The organism is Streptomyces sp. RK62 (assembly GCF_018070255.1).
GTDB lineage: Bacteria > Actinomycetota > Actinomycetes > Streptomycetales > Streptomycetaceae > Streptomyces > Streptomyces nigra.
The window spans coordinates 171,705-188,567 of record NZ_JAGPYD010000002.1 but is presented as its reverse complement, the minus strand read 5'-3'; the positions used below and the strand labels follow the sequence as shown (position 1 = coordinate 188,567).

The window sequence follows — 16,863 nt, the reverse complement described above, 5'->3', positions numbered from 1 at the left end:
GGCGTCCGGCAGGTGCGCCGTGGACAGTGATGGGGTGCGGAGCGAGTTGGCTACGGACACGACGACGGTGCACGACGTACTCAGGGCGATTCGCCACGGGGCCACCGGGAACCGAGACCGGGGCACCCGGTTTGAAGAACTCATGGTTCAGTACCTCAGCACCGATCCGGAGTGGACCGAGCAGTTCACCCGGGTGTGGATGTGGTCCGACTGGCCGGGGGCAGAGCACGACAAGCGCGATACGGGCATCGACCTGGTCGCCCAGGACCGCGAGACCGGCGGCTTCTGCGCCATCCAGTGCAAGTTTTACGAGCCGCATCACACGGTCCGCAAGGAGGACATCGACTCCTTCTTCACGGCCTCCGGCAAGGGCGCCTTCACCCGCCGGATGATCATCTCCACGACGGACAAGTGGAGCGACAACGCCGAAGCCGCGCTCGACGACCAGCAGATCCCCGTCACCCGGATAGGACTGGCCAGCATCGCGAACAGCGCTGTCGAGTGGCATCTGCCCGCGGCCGGCATCGACCACGAAGTCCAGATGACGCTGCGGGACAAGAAGACCCCGCGCCCCCACCAGAAGGCGGCGATCGACGACGTCTTCGCCGGCTTCGCCGAGCATAACCGCGGCAAGCTCATCATGGCCTGCGGCACCGGCAAGACCTTCACCAGCCTGAAGATCGCCGAACGGCTTCAGCAGGAGCGGGCCGAGGCTGGCCAGGGTGAGCACACCACCGTCCTGTTCCTGGTGCCCTCCATCGCCCTGCTCTCGCAGTCGCTGCGTGAGTGGTCGTACGAGGCCAAGGTTCCGCTGCGTGCGTTTGCCGTCTGCTCCGACGCCCAGGTCGGCAAGCAGAAGGCCCAAGGCGACGACAAGGACATGTCCACCCATGACCTCGCCCTGCCAGCCACCACCAGCCCCGACCGGCTGATGGCGCAGATGGCCAGCGTCGAGGCCGCCCCCGGCCTGACCGTCGTGTTCTCGACCTACCAGTCGATCGCCACCATCTCCGCGGCCCAGAAGAAGGGCATGCCGCGGTTCGACCTCATCCTGTGCGACGAGGCCCACCGCACTACCGGCGTCACCCTGTCCGGCCACGACGAGTCCGCGTTCGTCCGCGTCCACGACGACAGCTTCATCGGTGCTGATCGCCGGCTGTACATGACCGCCACCCCGCGCGTGTACAGCGACGACACCAAGCAGGACGCCAAGGACGCCTCCGCGGCCGTCGCCTCGATGGACAACGAGGCCCAGTACGGTCCCGAGTTCCACCGCCTCGGCTTCGGCAAGGCCGTCGAACAGGGACTGCTCACTGATTACAAGGTCCTCATCCTCACCATCGATGAGGACGTGGTCGCCAAAACCCTCCAGGAAGGTCTCTCCGGAGGCGACTCCGAACTACGGATCGACGACGCAGCGAAAATCATCGGCTGCTGGAACGCCCTGGCCAAGCGCACCGGCACCTTCGCCGATGGCTCCGGGTTCGGCAAGGACGACGCCCCGATGAAGCGGGCCGTCGCGTTCTCCCGCTCCATCGCCGACTCCAAGGCAATCATGGAGCGGTTCAACGAGGTCGTCGACGCGTACGACGAGGCCGATGACGACGTGCTGCACTGCGAGGTTGAACACGTCGATGGCACGTTCAACACCCTGCGACGCAACCAGCTCCTCGACTGGCTCAAGCAAGACCCCGGCCCGAACAACGCCCGCATCCTGACCAACGCCCGCTGCCTGTCCGAGGGCGTGGACGTCCCCAGCCTCGACGCGGTGCTGTTCCTCAACCCGCGCAACTCCGTCGTCGACGTCGTGCAGTCCGTTGGACGCGTCATGCGCGTCGCGCCAGGCAAGAACTACGGCTACATCATCCTGCCCGTCGCCGTCCCCGCGGGCCTCTCCCCCGAGAAGGCCCTCGCGGACAACCAGCGCTTCAAGACCGTCTGGCAGGTCCTCCAGGCACTGCGCGCCCACGACGACCGCTTCAACGCGACCGTCAACCAGATCGAGCTCAACAAGAAGAAGCCCGACATCATCGGGTACACCCACATCGGTGCCGGCGACGAGGGGATCGGCGACAAGGATGGCTCCAGCACCGCGGACAGCGCCAAGGCTGCTAAGGAGAAGGAAGCCCAGGGCGCCCAGCACGTCCAGGACGCCTTGTTCTCCATAAGTGACTGGCGGGACGCGATCTACGCCCGCATCGTCGACAAGGTCGGTGAGCGCCAGTATTGGGAGGTTTGGGCTAAGGACATCGCCCAGATCGCCAACCGCCACGTCGCCCGCATCAAGGCCGCACTCGCCCTCCCCGACAAGCGGGCCGCGTTCGAGGAGTTCGTCGGCGAGCTGCGGGCGACCATCAACCCAGGTGTAACCGATGACGCGGCCGTGGACATGCTCGCCCAGCACATCGTCACCAAGCCCGTGTTCGACGCCTTGTTCAAGGACTACGCCTTCGCCGAGCACAACCCGGTCTCCAAGGCTATGCAGGGGATGCTCAACATCCTCGACGACCAGGGGCTCGACGCCGAGGCCAAAACCCTGGAGAGCTTCTACCACTCGGTCAAAGTCCGCGCCCAGGACATCGACAACCACGAGGGCCGCCAGCGCGTCATCGTCGAGCTGTACGACAAGTTCTTCAAGACCGCCCTGCCCAAGACCGCCGACGCCCTGGGCATCGTCTACACCCCGATCGAGGTCGTCGACTTCATCATCCGCTCCACCGAACAGGCGCTGACCAAGCACCTCGGCAAGTCCCTGTCCGACGAGGGCGTCCAGATCATCGACCCCTTCGTCGGCACCGGCACCTTCCCGGTCCGCCTCCTCCAGTCCGGGCTCATCAAGCCCAACGACCTCCTGCGCAAGTACACCAGCGAACTGCACGCCACAGAGATCGTGCTGCTCGCGTACTACATCGCGGCCGTCAACATCGAGGCAGCCTTCCACGACCTCGCCGGCGGGGAGTACAAGCCCTTTGAAGGCATCGTCCTGGCGGATACCTTCCAGCTCGCGGAAGGCACGGCGCAGCTCGACGGCATGGATGTGCTGGAAGGCAACAGCGAACGAGCGAAGAAGCAGAAGGCCCAGCCGATCACGGTCGTCATCGGCAACCCGCCGTACTCGGTGGGGCAGGACAGCCAGAACGACGACAACAAGAACCTGAAATACGAGACGCTCGACGAGCGCATCGCACAGACTTATGTCGCTCAGTCCACGGCCACCCTGAAGACGTCGCTGTACGACTCCTACATCCGCGCTATCCGTTGGGCCTCTGACCGTGTCCAAGACGAGGGCGTGGTCGCCTTTGTCTCCAACGGCGGCTACATCGACGGCAACACCGCTGACGGGCTACGCAAGTCGCTGGTAAACGAGTTCGACGCGATCTACTGCTACAACCTGCGCGGCAACCAGCGCACCGCTGGCGAGCAGTCCAAAAAGGAAGGGGGCAAGATTTTCGGCTCAGGCAGCCGAAACACCGTCGCCATCCTGATCCTTGTCAAAGGCAGCAAGAACGGCACTTCCGCGTCCGCCTGCGAGCTGTACTACCACGAGGTCGACGACTACCTCACCCGCGAGGAGAAACTGGACAAGCTCCGCATCCAGAGCCTCGACACTCTGGAGTGGGAGAAGATCGCCCCGAACGCCGAGGGTGACTGGATCAACCAGCGGGACGAGAGCTACGCAGCCTTCCAGGCAATCGCGGAGAAGGAGAAGGCCGCCCAGGCTACGGCCATCTTCGAGCTCTACTCAAGCGGACTCAAGACTGGACGTGATGCGTGGGCCTACAACTTCTCCGAGCCTCGTCTCAAGGAGAACATGGAGTCCACGATCGACTTCTACAACCAGCAGGTATCAGGCTTCGCCTCGCACTGTAAGCAGGAGGCCATCACGTCTCCCAAGGCACCGGACGTCGACCAGTTCATCGACCTTGACCCGAAGAAGATCAGCTGGGATCGCGCCGATAAGGCGCGCATCGCAAAAAAGGAACGGTACGAGTTCGCTGAGGACCGCATCTTTGCTTCGATGTACCGCCCCTTCACCAAGTCCCATGTCTACTTCGACCGAAAGCTGAACAACACCGTCTACCAGCTGCCGAGGGTGTTCCCGACACCGGACCATGAGAACGTCGGCTTCTACACCACCGGCACTGGGTCCGACGAGCCGTTCTCGCTATTGATGACGGATGTTGTGCCGGACCTGCATGCCGTCGGCACCAAGAGCGTCGGCCCGCACTTCGCCCGCTACACGTACCGTGAACTGACAGTCGAGGGAGGTTTCGACTTCCGCGAGAGTGGCGATGGCTACGAGCGCATCGACAACATCACCGACGTCGCCCTGGCTAGCTACCGCAAGGCGTACCCCGACCTGGCCATCACCAAGGACGACATCTTCTACTACACCTACGGCCTGCTCCACTCCCCGGAGTATCGAGAGCGCTTCGCCGCGGACCTGAAGAAGTCCCTGCCGCGCATCCCCAAGGTGCGTGACTTCCACGGCTTCGCCGCGGCCGGTCGTAAGCTCGCCGACTTGCACGTCCACTACGAGCAAGCCGAGCCGTACAAGGGCATTGTCGAGACGGTGACCGGCGACGCATCCATCACGCCCCCCAGCGAGCTGTACCGGGTCGCCAAGATGAAGATCCCGAAGATCAAGGGGCAGGCTGACCGGTCGACGATCCTCTACAACACTCGGGTCAAGCTGACCAACATCCCAGAAGAGGCGTACCGCTACCAGCTCGGTGCCCGGTCCGCGATCGAGTGGATCATCGACCGCTACCAGGTCAAGGTCGACAAGGCGTCAGAGATCATCAACGACCCCAACGACTGGTCTGACGACCCGCGCTACATCATCGACCTGCTCAAGCGAATCGTCACGGTCAGCCTGAAAACGATGAGGATCGTGGACAGCCTCCCCTCGCTCGACATCGTGGAGTAACAGAACAGTCGGGCGCGGACTATTCGTGGACAGAATCTCCTGTCAATGAATAGTCCGCTCCCCTGACCTGCTGGTTCGCTATGCCCATACGCGGCCTCCGGAGCCGTATGCGCGCTCAGCAGAGTCATGGGCCGGGCATGCCCTAGAACGCCCGCACCTGCCGAGGCACTGTCTGCGAAGCGGGACAGCGGCTGCGTGTCCGGGGAGCTTGGCGCATGCGGCGTGGGGTCAGGTGAGTGTCTTGCGAATCAGGGGGTGGTTCTCGTCGTACAGCTCCAAAGAGTGCCTCAGCCCGAAGTGGGTGAGGAGGGCCGCCAGGTTGTTGAAGCGTTCTGGGGCTATCACTCCGTTGAGCAGGACGTCTGGGCCGTCCACTGGGTCCAGCTCCACACGGCACCAAGTCGTTTCCACCTCGTAGCCGTGCCATGAGGAGGAGGTGGAGTTCCAGCCGGCTCGGACGAAGCGTTCGGCTATCGGGGAGGCGTCCTTGCAGCCGTGCAGGATGCCGACCACGTTGTTGGCCGCCTCGGCCAAGGCTGGGGCTAAGGGCTGTCCCGTAATTCCCGGTGGATCAGCGCGCGGCGTCAGATGCGGTGCATCGCAAGGCGGAGGGTCGTCCGCATACTGGATGTATGCGGACGACCCGACAACGCGGCGAGGTGCCGTAGCTGTCGTCGCGCGCCCGCCGGGAATTACGGGACAGCCCTTAGGGCTTCGCCTTCGTCTGACAGGTTCACGGGCACAGTATGAGGGGCCCGGCAGGCCCCGTCACCGGGCGTGACGGGGGCTGTTCCGCCGGGGGTGGGGGTCAGGGCTTAGGTTGGGGGGATCGGCGGGGTCTGGATGGGTCCAGGTGGGCTGCGACTGTGGTGTAGAAGCGGTGGACCGCTTCGTCGACGCTGCGGATGAAGCCCGTCTCGGCGTTGCCGCGGCCGTTGCCCATGCTCTTGAGCAGGGACAGGCGGAAGCCGGTGATGCGGGTGGCGTTGTCCTTCGGGAGGAGGTCCGCCGGCTCGGGGCGGAGGCGTTCCAGGGTGCCGCGGGGGCCGCCCTTGGTCCCGTCGACCAGGGTTTCGATGTGGAGCGTCGCCGGTGCGTCCGCCAGGTTGCGGATCAGGCGCTTCGCCCAGGACAGGGGGTAGCCCTGCTCGGGGGCCGGGATCTCCATGGAGGTGCGGAGTTTGCCCGTCCGGAGGTCCGCCACGATGCCGAGGACGCCGGGGGTGCCCTCGATGCGCAGTTCCGCCTGGAGGCGTCCCTCGACGCAGAGTTGTTCGGCGAGGAGTGCTCGGCGGGTTCCCGGGTCCGTTCCGCGCTTCGTGCGCTGGACGGGGAGGACCTTCTGGCCCAGCTCGCCGCCCAGCCCGAGGCATACCTGCCGGATGAGCCGCTCCCAGCTCTCGACGACCTCCAGGGCGCGGGCGTCGCCCTCGCAGAGGGTCTCGTCGTCGATGCCGTTGCGTACGGGGACCCAGGCCCGGCCCATGTTCTGGAAGCCGTGGCAACCGGAGTTGTCGTGCTGCAGGTAGTGCAGCAGTTCCTGGAGCAGCCACGCGTGTGCCGCGTTGCCGACGCCCTCGTGGCGGATCAGCATCTGTGCCTGGTGGGCGACCTCGGCCCAGGAGAGGTGCCAGAGAGCGACCTTGTGCTTGCGCCGGCCGTCGATCTTGACGTCGACGAGCGGGCTGCCCTCCAGCGCCACGTCGTTCGACAGCGTGATCACGGCCTCGTAGCCGCGGCGCGCGGCGATGTCCATGTACGCCTGCACCTGTTCGGCCTTGAGGGCGTTGCCGTTGGTCTTGGTCTCGACCAGGGCCGTCCACAGCTTGCCGGCGCGCTCGACGCGGATCACTCCGTCGGGGCGCCGTGGGGTGTCGCCGTGCGGCAGGCTGACCTCGGTGAAGGTCTCCATACGGCCGGCCGGTGCGCCGAACGCGGCGGTGAGTCTCCTGCCGAACTCCGGTACCTGCGCCATCACCGACAGCAGCACCGACGTGGCCCGCATCTCGCGCTCGTGATCGCTCTTCAGCGCCGACACCGGGAAGAGGCGTGCCTGCTTCCACGCGTCGTGCTCCGCCAGGCTCGGCTTGGCCGCCTTGGGCAGGGTGATCTTCTTCTTCGCCGTACGGGGGCGAGTCGAGCGCTTTCGGGGCTCGCTCTCGTCCTGGGAGCGGCCGTCCTGGGGGCGGCGCGGTGACGGGACTGCCTCCAGGCCGCCCGCGGAGCGGGGCGGTTCGGCGACCGCGGGCCTCGCCGTCGTCTCCGCGTGCTCGGTGCCCGAGGGATCGTCCTGCGCCTCGGCCGCCTCCGCCGCTTCGGCGTCGTCCTCGATGTCTACGCCGAAGTCGGTTGCCAGGCCCGCGAGTCCGGCCTCGTATCCCTGACCTACGGCGCGGAACTTCCACTCCTCGCCGCGGCGGTAGAGCTCGCCGAAGATGATCGCGCTGATCGCGTCGACGTCGTCGATGGCGAAGCGGAGGAGCTCCTCGCCGGCTCCGTCGGAGAGGGAGAGCCTCACGTCGTCCAGTTCGCCGAAGTGGGCTCCGTTGTACCGGCTGGCGGTCACGAGGATGCGGTCCACGTCGGCCGGGACCGCCGTCAGGTCGAAGCTGATCCGGTCCTCACTGCCGTTCGCCGTGGGCGTCTTTCCCAGGAGCTGCACGCTCCCGTCGGCCGCGACCGGGTTGTTGTAGAAGTAGAAGTCGGCGTCGCTGCGGACCTTGCCGTTCAGATCCAGCAGCAGAACCGAGACGTCCGCGTCCCCTTCGCCCGTCGGGCTCCCCCAGCCCAGACCGACGATCACCGACCCGACGTTCTCACTCAGGGCTGACAGCGTTGCGTTCGCGCCCTTGACCATTTCCTGCATTGAACCCCCCAAACAGTGCGACCTGGGCACACGGTCGCCCGCGCCCCAGTCGCCAGACAAGCGACGCATAATGCCGCGTCGCGCGCCGGTAACTGTAGTGCTCATGGAGTGCGGTGCGGGGCGGTTCGGGTGTCTTCCCGAGGCGTCGGGGGGTGAGAGTGCATCGGCTTGTGGGGGGGTGGAGTTGTGAAGAAGCTGAGCCGACGTCGACTTAACCTCGGGCGTCGTGCGTCGCAGGGGTCGACTCCGCCGCTGGCGCCGGTCGTTCGCTGTCCTTGTTATTCGTGTGCGTTGCAATGATCGCCTGCGGCTGCTATCAATCTTCCCCACGCATCATCACATGATCTTCACATCCTGAGGGTTCCTTCTCATGGCCGGTGGTCGGGGGAGTTCGCGTGTTCCGTCGGTCGGCCCCCGGGCCGTGAGTCCATCTGGAAAGCACATGAGCAATTGCCCGTCCTGCGGTGCTGAGACAGCCGCAGGTCATGCGTTCTGCAGCCGTTGTGGGGTGCCGGTTGCCGAAGTCGGTGCGGCTGAACCCGCTTCTCCTACCGCCGCCCCGCCTCCTCCCCCGCCGACCGCGCCGCCCACGGCTCCGGCCGCAGTTCCTGCCGGACCGCCCATGCCGCAGTTCGCGCCCCCCGGGCGGGCCGCCCAGTGGTTCGGGGCCGTGCGGCCCGACGCGGCGGCCGCCAAGAGCGTGGCCGTCGGTGCGCTGGCGGCGTTGGGGAGTCAGCTCGGGCTGCTGTTCGCCGTCCTCGCCGTCGGGGCGCAGTTCCTGCCCGACGAGAACACCGGCACCTTCGGTGACTGGCTGCTGGCCACCGTATGGATGGCCGGGCTGGCGCTCCGGGGCACGCTGGGGCTGTCCCTCGAGGAGCAGGCGCAGTCCTGGGGGGCGGACGAGGTCGCCGGGCAGGGGGAGATCGGGCTCACCCTGCAGCTGCTGCTCTTCACCGGTACCGCGCTGTTCGCGGTGTGGTGGTTCGCGCGGCGCGGTGAGCGGCGTCTCGCGGCGGACACCTGGGCCCGGGTGGCCGGGCGGTCCGCGACCGGGGCGCTCGTCTACGCCCTCGCCATGACCGTCCTGGCGCTGGCGACCCACTCCTCCGCCGTCTTCGGGATGGACACCGGGGAGCTCGAGACGACCTCGGTCGACATGGGGCTCGCCGTCTGGCCGCTCCTCCCCTACACGCTCGTCTTCGTCCTCCTCACCGACCTCGCCGCGCGCGCCTCCGTGCGCCACGCCGATCTGGGCGCGCTGCCCGGTGCGTTCGCCGGCCGGCTGGGCGCGTGGCGGGCTCCGTTCGTCGCCGCGGGCACCGTGAGCGTCGTACTGCTGGGGGTGGGTGCGCTCACCGCGGCGGGTTACGCGGTCTTCGGTGACACCGACGACCTGAGTGCCGGGGCCGTGTTCGCGCTTGTCCTGGTCACAATCGTCAACTCCGCCGTCTGGCTGGCCGGTGTCGGTCTCGGCGTCACGATCGGCGGCACCCTGGACGGCGCCGCCGGTATCGACTCCTTCTTCGGCGCCGGGAGCACCCGTGCGCTGGAGGACTCGAAGTCGGGGCTGCTGACGGGCGGTATGCCCTGGGGTGCCTATCTGCTGCTGCTCGTCGTCGTCCTGACGGTCGTGGTCACCGCGGTGCGGCAGGGGCTGGGCCATGACCCGCGGGAGCGTCTGCTGGGCGCGCTGTGGAGGTTCGCGGTCGCCATGGCCGTCGTGTGGATGCCGCTGGGGCTCGTCTCCACGGTGGGTGCGGCGGTCGAGGGGGACGTGTCCACCGGGGGCGCGTTCGGCGGTGCCAGCGGGAGTGCGCACGGGACCGTGTCCGTGGGGCTGTCCTTGGTCGGGGTGTTGTTCATATCCCTGTTGTGGGGCGCGTTGTTGGTCGTGGGGGCGCAGTTCCTGACCCGGCAGCTGGTGAGCGTCTTCCCGGGTGCGGCGGTGCGGGTGCTGCGGCTGCCCGGAGGACCCGTGCACCCGCAGTGGGCCGCGCTGCTCGCCGACGCCGCGCGCCGTAAGGGCCGGCCGGTGCCGGCGTGGCTGGAGGGTGCGCTGAGCGAGCCCCTGGCCTGCCCGCCGCTCGCCACCGGCAGCAAGCGGGCCCGCCTCACCGGCATCGGCCTGATCGCGGCCGTCGTCCTCGGTGGCGGTGGTACGGCTGCCTGGGCCGTCGTGGACTCCCAGGTGTACGGCCCGGAGGGCGCCGTCGAGGACTACTTCGAGGCGCTCACGGAGGGACGCGCCGAGGACGTCCTGGCACTGCTCGGCGGCACCGACTCCGGCCCGCTGCTGACGCAGGCCGTACTGGACCGGCAGCGCAAGGCGGCGCCGATGACCGGCGTCAGCATCGGCGAGGTGGAGGAGTCCGAGGACATGGCCGCCGTCACCGTGACGTACACGGTGGACGGCGACGAGTACGAGACCGTCGTGCACCTGGTCGCCGACAAGGAGGACAGGCACCACGGGCTGTGGCGGCGCTGGCGGGTCCTGGGCGGTCTCGGCCAGGTCGAGCTGACGGCGTCGTCCGTTCTCGGCAAGGCGCAGGTGAACGGGGTGACGGTGCCGTTGGACGAGGGCCCCACCGAAGTGACCGTCTTCCCCGGCTCGGTGACCGTGGACGGTGTGAGCACCGCCCATGTCGCCGCCAACGGGGGCGGCACGGTCGTCGTGGGGCCGGGTGAGACCGAGGTCGTGGACGAACTCCGCGCGGGTCTCACCGGCAAGGGCGAGCGGGCCGCGCAGCAGGCCGTGCTCACCGAGCTGAAGGAGTGCGTGGAGCGGAGCACGACCCTCGAACCCGACGACTGCCCGATCAGCCCGGACGGCTACTTCTGGGGTGACGATGCCGAGGACGTGAAGTGGACCCAGAAGTCCGAGCCGTCCCTGCAGACCGAGCTGGCCGAGGACGGCACCGTGACCGTCTCCGGTGAACTGGACCTGGAGGTCGCCTGGACCGACGTCAGCTTCGACGTGGAGGAGAAGATGGAGGACACGTGCACGTCGTCCTTCTCGGCCACCGTCGACCTCTCCGGCACGACGCCGAGCGTCAGCTTCGACGAGTACTACTGAGCGGCGGGTACTGACGAGACCCTCTGATCGGCGGGTACGTCCGATCCGTCCGGGCCGGCACCTTCACGGGTGCCGGCCCGGGCGCGCGTGAGCCACATGCGGGCCAGGATCTCCGCCTTCTTCGACGTGAACTCCTCCTCCGAGAGAATGCCCGCGTCCCGCAGCTCGGCGAGCTGGCGGAGCTGCTCCACGGAGGTTCCGCCCGGTTGCGGCGCAGGGGCGGGGGCGGGGGCCGCCGTCGGCTGCTCGGCGCCCGGGACCTTGCCGAGGCTCAGGCCGTCGGGTCCGGCATGATTTCGCGGACCTCCTGGGGGCAGCGGCACGCCTCGGCGATTTTGGCCGCCCAGGCCAGCGCGGCCTCGCGGGTGGGGACGTCGATGACCGAGAAGCCTCCGATCACCGCCTTGGTCTCCGGGGCGGGGCCGTCGGTGGCGGTGCCGTCCGGGGACACGATGCTCGCCCGCTGGCGTTCCAGTCCGCCGCCGTAGACCCAGACGCCGGCCTCGCGGGCCTGGCGGACCACCTCCATCGAGGCCTCGGCCACCTTCGGCAGCTCGCCCTCGGGGATGATCATGGTGCCGTCGTCGAACGAGATCAGATAGTGCGTCATGGCCGACTGTTCTACGGCACGTCGGGCTCGTCCGTGCGCAGCATCGCCCAGACCGTCTTGCCGGCCGGGGGGCGGCGGGTCCAGCCCCAGTGCTCGGACAGGGCCTCGATGATGCGCAGACCGCGGCCGTGCTCGTCGAACGGGTCGCTGGTGTGGGGGTAGACCGGCGGGCTGTCGCTCGGGTCGATGACCGCGCAGACCAGGTGCCCCGGGCGGCGCAGGCTGAGCCGGAGCCAGATGTCGCCGTCGCCCCCGGCGTGCAGGACGGCGTTGGCCAGGAGTTCGGTGACGACCGTGAGCGCGTCGACGGTGCGGTGGGCGAGGCCCCAGTCGTCCAGGGTGCGGCGGACGACGTCACGGGCCTGGGCGCAGCCTCGTTCCGCGCCGGTGAGGCGCAGGGTCACGGGGCGGGGCGTGTCCGTACCGGCGGGCGTGTCCGTACCGGACGCGGTCGGTCCGGCGGGGCGCAGAGGCGCGATACGGGGCGTCTGCGGGGCGGCGCCGAGGCCTCGTACGGCGGCGCCGAGAGGGCGGGCCGGCCTCGCGGGGGACACAGCGCTGCCGGGCGGTCGAAGGCCTTCGTACGCAGGTAAGGACACAACGTCTCCCTGATACACGGTCATGACGGGGCGTCTGCACCGCAGTTGACGGCACGGCTATTATCCACGACGAAGGCCTCCTCGTGCAATTTCACGGGAAATTGCGCGTGGAATGTCATCGCAGAGCACGATGCGTGTCCGGGGCCCGGCGTGGCGGAGGGGCGTGCGCGTGGCGGAACGTGAGCAAGGAGAGTGCAGTGCCAACAGCACCGAACGGCGTACGGGCCAGCTCGTTGGGCGTCCGTTGGATCAAAAGCCGGCACAGCAATGCCGAGGGCAACTGCGTCGAAGTGGCGGCTCTGGCCGACGGGCGGGTCGCCCTGCGCAACTCCCGCGACCCCGACGGCCCCGCGCTCGTCTACACGCCGGGCGAGATCTCCGCGTTCCTGGCCGGCGCCAAGGACGGTGAGTTCGACCACCTGGCCTGACGCCGCTCGGCCGGTCGCGTGACGGCGGCCGGCCGGCCACAGGCACCGGCGCCCCTGGCGGGGTGCCGGTCACGCAGGGGCGCCGCGGCTCTTCGGGGGAGGCGGCGGCGCCCCTGGCGGGGGCGTGTCGGGCCCTGATCATCCGTGCCGCAAACGGAAGTTGAGCGCTCCACTTCTGGCGGGGCCAGGCGGCGGGAGCCATCCGGATGCGATAATGCAGTCTGTCGTATGCCCGTCTACGGGGAGTCAGGATGTCCTCCGAGTCACCTCGCATTTCCCGCCTCGAGCCGTATCTGAGCCGGACGGAGCCCGCGCCCACCCTGCTGAAGATGCTGGTCGGCGTGCAGCTGGCGGGTATCCGCGAGGATGCCGGGCTCTCCCAGGACCAGGCGGCGAGGGCCGCGGGGTTCAGCCCGGCGAAGCTGTCGCGGATCGAGTCGGGCAAGGGCCGCCGGCCCCCCACCGAGGCCGACGTCCGTACGCTCCTGGAGCAGTACGGCACCGAGGAGTACGAGGCCTCCGTGCTGCTGCAGCTGCTCAAGCGGGCCAATGAGCCCGGCTGGTGGCAGCGGTACGACAAGCGGCTGATGCCGGAGTGGTTCGACCGGCTGGTCGGGCTGCAGGAGGCCGCCACCGCGATCCGTACCTTCGAGCTCCAGTACGTCCCCGGCCTGCTGCAGACCGAGGCCTACACACGGGCCGTCGTGGAGCGGGGGCTGCCCACGGCGTCCGCGCGCGAGGTGCAGCGGCGCGTCGAGCTGCGTATGCGCCGCCGCCAGCTTCTGCACCGCGCCGACGCGCCCCGGCTGTGGGCGATCGTGGACGAGTCGGTGCTGCTGCGCGTCCTCGGCAGCCCCGCGGTCATGCACGAACAGCTCGAGTACCTCGTCGAGATGGCGCAGCGGCCGCATGTGACCGTACAGATCGTGCCGCTGGACGTGACGAACGCGTCCGCGCCCGCCATCCCGATCACCTATCTCCGGTTCGGCGGCGTGGACCTGCCCGACATCGTGTACCTGGAGCACATCAAGAGCGCCGCGTTCCTGGAGGACCGCGACGAGACGGAGGAGTACCGGCTCGCGCTCGACCGCCTGGGCGACGAGGCCCTCGACCCGCGGGAGTCGCTGGAGCGGCTGCGCGAGACCATGAAGCGTTACGCGTGACGCGCTACAACTGACGCGCTGAAGCGGTCTCGCCGGAGCCCCCTCGCGGAATCATGGAGGCTCCGGACGCGTACCGGGGGGGCTACTGCGGAAGTCGGCCGATGCCGCCGAACTCGATCCACTCCTGCGTCTGCTGACGCGGCGCCACCTCGTTGTCGGGGCGCCAGGTGGAGACCTCCACCAGGCCGGGCTCCAGGATCTCCAGGCCCTCGAAGTACTCCTCGACGTCCTTCTCCTGACGCACCCGGCCCCAGTGGCCCTGGGTCGCCTGGTCCATGAACTCGGTGACGAACTTGCGGACCTCGGGGTCCTCGCTGACCAGCTGGCACATCAGCATGAAGCTGCCGGGGGCGAGGCGCTCGCGCACCCGGCGGGCCACCGCGAGCGGGCCGTCGGTGTCGCTGTCCGGGATGCAGTGGAACACCGAGTTGAAGAGCACGGCGACCGGCTGCGAGAAGTCGATCAGGCGCTGGGTGTCCGGGTGATCGAAGATGCCGTCCGTGTCGCGCATGTCGGCGTGGATGACGGCCGTGCGGTCGTTCTGGTCGAGCAGGGCGCGCCCGTGCACCAGGACCATCGGGTCGTTGTCGACGTAGATGACACGCGACTCGGGGTCGATGTCCTGCGCGACCTGGTGGACGTTGTTCTGGGTGGGCAGACCGGAGCCGTGGTCGAGGAACTGGCGGATGCCGTACTCACCGGCGAGGGTGCGGACGGCGCGCTGGAGGAAACGCCGGTTGTTCACCGCGAGGGCCCGGGTACTGGGGACGACCTTGTCCAGTTCCTCGCAGGCCGCTCGGTCGGAGGCGTAGTTGTCCTTGCCGCCGAGATAGTGGTCGTACATGCGCGCCGCTGTCGGCACCGCTGCGTCGATCGATGTGGACAGCTTTCCAGGCTCCATCGTTTCCCCCAGTGGCAGGGCCGGCCGAGGAGGATCACCTCGCCGACAACCCATCCTAGGGAGAGGCGAGTTGGTCGGGCCAGCCCATCGCGCAAGCCCGCAGGGCCTCTCGCGCCCCGCGGGGCGGGCGAGGACCGGCGAATTGGAGCAAGGGTGCGAACCGGTCACGCGCCCGTGCGTGCCCAGGTGTCCGCAAACGTTCGTAGGTGTCTACGAGATCGGCGGGCGGCGGCAGGGTCGGGTGCCGGGGGGTGCCGTCAAGTGCCGTCCCGGGCCCGGCGATCAGCGGGGACCCGTGTCGTCAGGAGGCCCCGTCGGCGGTGGTTTCTCGGTCGCCTTTCGTGCGCGGGACGGCCGTGCGCATCGCCTCGAACTAGAGTTCCTGGTAAAGAATCGCATTCGAGTTCGAGGCGGAACCATGACCGTGCCCGGGACGCGGAGCCGGTGGCTGCGGGGCACGCGCTCCCCCGGCGCGCGGACGCTGCTGGTGTGCTTCCCGCACGCGGGCGGGGCGGCCGGGTTCTTCCACGACTGGGCGGCGCTCACCCCGCCGTGGCTCGACGTCCTGGCGGTCCAGTACCCCGGCCGCCAGGACCGGCTGAACGACCCCTGCCCGGCCACGATCGAGGAGCTGGCCGACACGGTCGCCGAGGCCCTGGTGCGGGAGGCGGCGGACGGTCCGCCACTGGCGCTGTTCGGGCACAGCATGGGCTCGGCGGTGGCGTACGAGGTGGCAGGGCGGCTGGCGGACGCGGGCCGCGCCCCGGCCCGTCTCGTCGTGTCGGGGCGCGGCCGGCCACGCGGTCCGCATGAGCTCGCGCCGCGCGCGGCCCCGGACGACGACGAGATCCTGCGGCACGTCCGCACGCTCGATCCCGCGGGCGCCGCCCTGTACGACCATCCCGATCTGCGGCCCGTGATCATGCCGGCGCTGCGCGCGGACTTCCGGATGCTGGCCGCCCACCGTCCGGCCCCGCTGCGGCGGCTGGCGGTGCCGGTGACCGCCTGCGGCGGGGACCGCGACCCGGTGTGCCCGGTCGCGGAGCTGTCGTCCTGGTCGGACGTGACCGCGCGGGAGCCGGAGGTGCGGGTCTTCGAGGGCGGCCACTTCTATCTGACCCCGCGGAAGACCGACGTGCTGGCCCTCCTCGCCGCACGGCTGGTGTGACGGCGGGGATCAGGCCGAACGCTTGCGCGACGCCGTCTTCTTGGCCGCCGTCTTCTTCGCGGCGGTCTTGGACGCGCTGCCGCTCTTGGCCGTGCTCTTCACCGCGCTCTTCTTCGTGCTTTGCGCGGACTTCGACGTCGACTTCTTCGTGGACGACGCCGTCTTCTTGGCCGCGGTCTTCCCGCCGGACGTGGACTTCCTGCCCGCGGTCTGCTTCGGTGCGGCGCGGGCGGACTTCCGCTGCGGCAGCGTCCGCACCTCCGCCTCCGCGGGCCCGGCGGTCTCGTCCGGCTCCGCCGGCTCCTCGCCACGGGACTCCTTCGCCGCCCGCACGCTCTTCTCCAGCGCGGCCATCAGGTCGAGGACCTTGCCGGACTGGGCCGGTTCGGGCGACTCGGGCGGGGCCTCGCCGGAGGCCTTCGCGGCGACGACCTCCTCCAGGGCCTCGCGGTACTCGTCGTGCAGCTCGTCCAGCTCGATCTCGCCGAGGGTGTCCATGAGGGCGTCCGCGAGATCGAGCTCCTTGTCGTTCACGGTGACGTGCGTGTCCGGTGCGACACCCTCGGGGGCGCGGACCTCGTCCGGCCACAGGAGCCCGTGCATGGCGATGGCGTCGTCCACGACCCGCAGCATGCCGAGCCGCTCCCGGCCGCGCAGGGCGTACTTGGCGATCGCCACCTTCTGGCTGCGCTTGAGCGCCTCCCGCAGCAGGGTGTACGGCTTCGCGGCCTGCGCCCCGCCGGCCGCGAGGTAGTAGGCGGCGTCCATCTGGAGCGGGTCGATCCGCTCGGCCGGGACGAAGGCGACGATCTCGATGGTCTTGGCGGTCGGCAGCGGGAGGTGGGACAGGTCCTCGTCCGTGATCGGGACGATCGTGCCGTCCGCGTCCTCGTACCCCTTGCCGATCTCGGACTGGTCGACCTCGCGGTCCTCCAGCTCGCAGACCTTGCGGTAGCGGATCCGGCCGCCGTCCTCCGTGTGGATCTGCCGGAAGGAGATCGAGCGGTTCTGGGTGGCGTTCACCAGCTTGATGGGGATGCTGACCAGGCCGAACGAGATCGCGCCGTTCCAGATGGATCGCACTTCCGCACCCCTTCGGTCGATATGCCACTTCCGGCTATA

The 16,863-nt window shown here is 68.8% G+C and carries 12 protein-coding genes; 5 read left to right on the top strand and 7 right to left on the bottom strand.

The window, feature by feature from the left end; translation table 11 throughout:
• Positions 1 to 142 precede the first annotated feature (142 nt).
• Positions 143 to 4,930 carry a type ISP restriction/modification enzyme gene (locus tag KBY32_RS04615; protein ID WP_210978978.1) on the top strand — a complete coding sequence of 1,596 codons (4,788 nt, stop codon included), beginning with the start codon at positions 143 to 145 and terminating at the stop codon, positions 4,928 to 4,930.
• 228 nt (positions 4,931 to 5,158) lie between these two features.
• Here the strand turns inward: KBY32_RS04615 and KBY32_RS04610 are convergent, their stop codons facing one another.
• Together KBY32_RS04610 and KBY32_RS04605 are read right to left on the bottom strand one after the other, a co-directional pair.
• On the bottom strand, positions 5,159 to 5,464 hold the full coding sequence (locus KBY32_RS04610) for a hypothetical protein (RefSeq protein WP_210978977.1): 306 nt from the start codon (positions 5,462 to 5,464) through the stop codon (positions 5,159 to 5,161).
• Positions 5,465 to 5,738: 274 nt separating this feature from the next.
• The gene (locus tag KBY32_RS04605) at positions 5,739 to 7,796 is read right to left on the bottom strand and encodes a TerD family protein (RefSeq protein WP_210978976.1); all 2,058 of its coding nucleotides are present in this window, start codon (positions 7,794 to 7,796) and stop codon (positions 5,739 to 5,741) included.
• A 622-nt stretch (positions 7,797 to 8,418) separates the two neighbouring features.
• Between KBY32_RS04605 and KBY32_RS04600 the strand changes: the two genes are divergently transcribed.
• On the top strand, positions 8,419 to 10,872 hold the full coding sequence (locus KBY32_RS04600) for a hypothetical protein (protein ID WP_210978975.1): 2,454 nt from the start codon (positions 8,419 to 8,421) through the stop codon (positions 10,870 to 10,872).
• Here the strand turns inward: KBY32_RS04600 and KBY32_RS35630 are convergent.
• The 3 genes from KBY32_RS35630 to KBY32_RS35215 form a co-directional block, all read right to left on the bottom strand.
• Positions 10,866 to 11,063 carry an SHOCT domain-containing protein gene (locus tag KBY32_RS35630; RefSeq protein WP_210978974.1) on the bottom strand — a complete coding sequence of 66 codons (198 nt, stop codon included), beginning with the start codon at positions 11,061 to 11,063 and terminating at the stop codon, positions 10,866 to 10,868. The two genes, KBY32_RS04600 and KBY32_RS35630, sit on opposite strands and share 7 nt — an antisense overlap.
• 80 nt (positions 11,064 to 11,143) lie before the next feature.
• Positions 11,144 to 11,482 carry a YciI family protein gene (locus tag KBY32_RS04590; RefSeq protein ID WP_055624078.1) on the bottom strand — a complete coding sequence of 113 codons (339 nt, stop codon included), beginning with the start codon at positions 11,480 to 11,482 and terminating at the stop codon, positions 11,144 to 11,146.
• 11 nt (positions 11,483 to 11,493) lie between these two features.
• Positions 11,494 to 11,886 (bottom strand): ATP-binding protein, encoded by a 393-nt coding sequence (locus KBY32_RS35215; protein ID WP_055624079.1) that lies wholly within the window; start codon positions 11,884 to 11,886, stop codon positions 11,494 to 11,496.
• Between the two features lie 392 nt (positions 11,887 to 12,278).
• Here KBY32_RS35215 and KBY32_RS04580 point away from each other — a divergent pair, with 392 nt between their 5' ends.
• Both KBY32_RS04580 and KBY32_RS04575 read left to right on the top strand, forming a co-directional pair.
• Positions 12,279 to 12,509 carry a DUF397 domain-containing protein gene (locus KBY32_RS04580; RefSeq protein WP_055624080.1) on the top strand — a complete coding sequence of 77 codons (231 nt, stop codon included), beginning with the start codon at positions 12,279 to 12,281 and terminating at the stop codon, positions 12,507 to 12,509.
• Between the two features lie 251 nt (positions 12,510 to 12,760).
• Positions 12,761 to 13,672 (top strand): helix-turn-helix transcriptional regulator, encoded by a 912-nt coding sequence (locus tag KBY32_RS04575; protein ID WP_055624081.1) that lies wholly within the window; start codon positions 12,761 to 12,763, stop codon positions 13,670 to 13,672.
• 82 nt (positions 13,673 to 13,754) lie between these two features.
• Here KBY32_RS04575 and KBY32_RS04570 read toward each other — a convergent pair whose 3' ends face one another.
• Positions 13,755 to 14,573 carry an SAM-dependent methyltransferase gene (locus KBY32_RS04570; RefSeq protein WP_055624082.1) on the bottom strand — a complete coding sequence of 273 codons (819 nt, stop codon included), beginning with the start codon at positions 14,571 to 14,573 and terminating at the stop codon, positions 13,755 to 13,757.
• A gap of 418 nt (positions 14,574 to 14,991) precedes the next feature.
• Between KBY32_RS04570 and KBY32_RS04565 the strand changes: the two genes are divergently transcribed.
• Entirely contained in the window at positions 14,992 to 15,741 is a 750-nt protein-coding gene (locus KBY32_RS04565; protein ID WP_210978972.1) for a thioesterase II family protein, read from the top strand.
• 9 nt (positions 15,742 to 15,750) lie between these two features.
• Here KBY32_RS04565 and KBY32_RS04560 read toward each other — a convergent pair whose 3' ends face one another.
• Entirely contained in the window at positions 15,751 to 16,824 is a 1,074-nt protein-coding gene (locus KBY32_RS04560) for a Ku protein (RefSeq protein WP_308293654.1), read from the bottom strand.
• Between the last annotated feature and the right edge of the window lie 39 nt (positions 16,825 to 16,863).

What these genes read in the sequence shown, in the direction of transcription:
- KBY32_RS04615 (WP_210978978.1), top strand. Translation starts at nt 143, where the DNA reads ATGGTTCAGTACCTCAGCACCGATCCGGAGTGGACCGAGCAGTTCACC.
- KBY32_RS04605 (WP_210978976.1), bottom strand. Translation starts at nt 7,796, where the DNA reads ATGCAGGAAATGGTCAAGGGCGCGAACGCAACGCTGTCAGCCCTGAGT.
- KBY32_RS04600 (WP_210978975.1), top strand. Translation starts at nt 8,419, where the DNA reads ATGCCGCAGTTCGCGCCCCCCGGGCGGGCCGCCCAGTGGTTCGGGGCC.
- KBY32_RS04590 (WP_055624078.1), bottom strand. Translation starts at nt 11,482, where the DNA reads ATGACGCACTATCTGATCTCGTTCGACGACGGCACCATGATCATCCCC.
- KBY32_RS04575 (WP_055624081.1), top strand. Translation starts at nt 12,761, where the DNA reads ATGTCCTCCGAGTCACCTCGCATTTCCCGCCTCGAGCCGTATCTGAGC.
- KBY32_RS04570 (WP_055624082.1), bottom strand. Translation starts at nt 14,573, where the DNA reads ATGGAGCCTGGAAAGCTGTCCACATCGATCGACGCAGCGGTGCCGACA.
- KBY32_RS04565 (WP_210978972.1), top strand. Translation starts at nt 14,992, where the DNA reads ATGACCGTGCCCGGGACGCGGAGCCGGTGGCTGCGGGGCACGCGCTCC.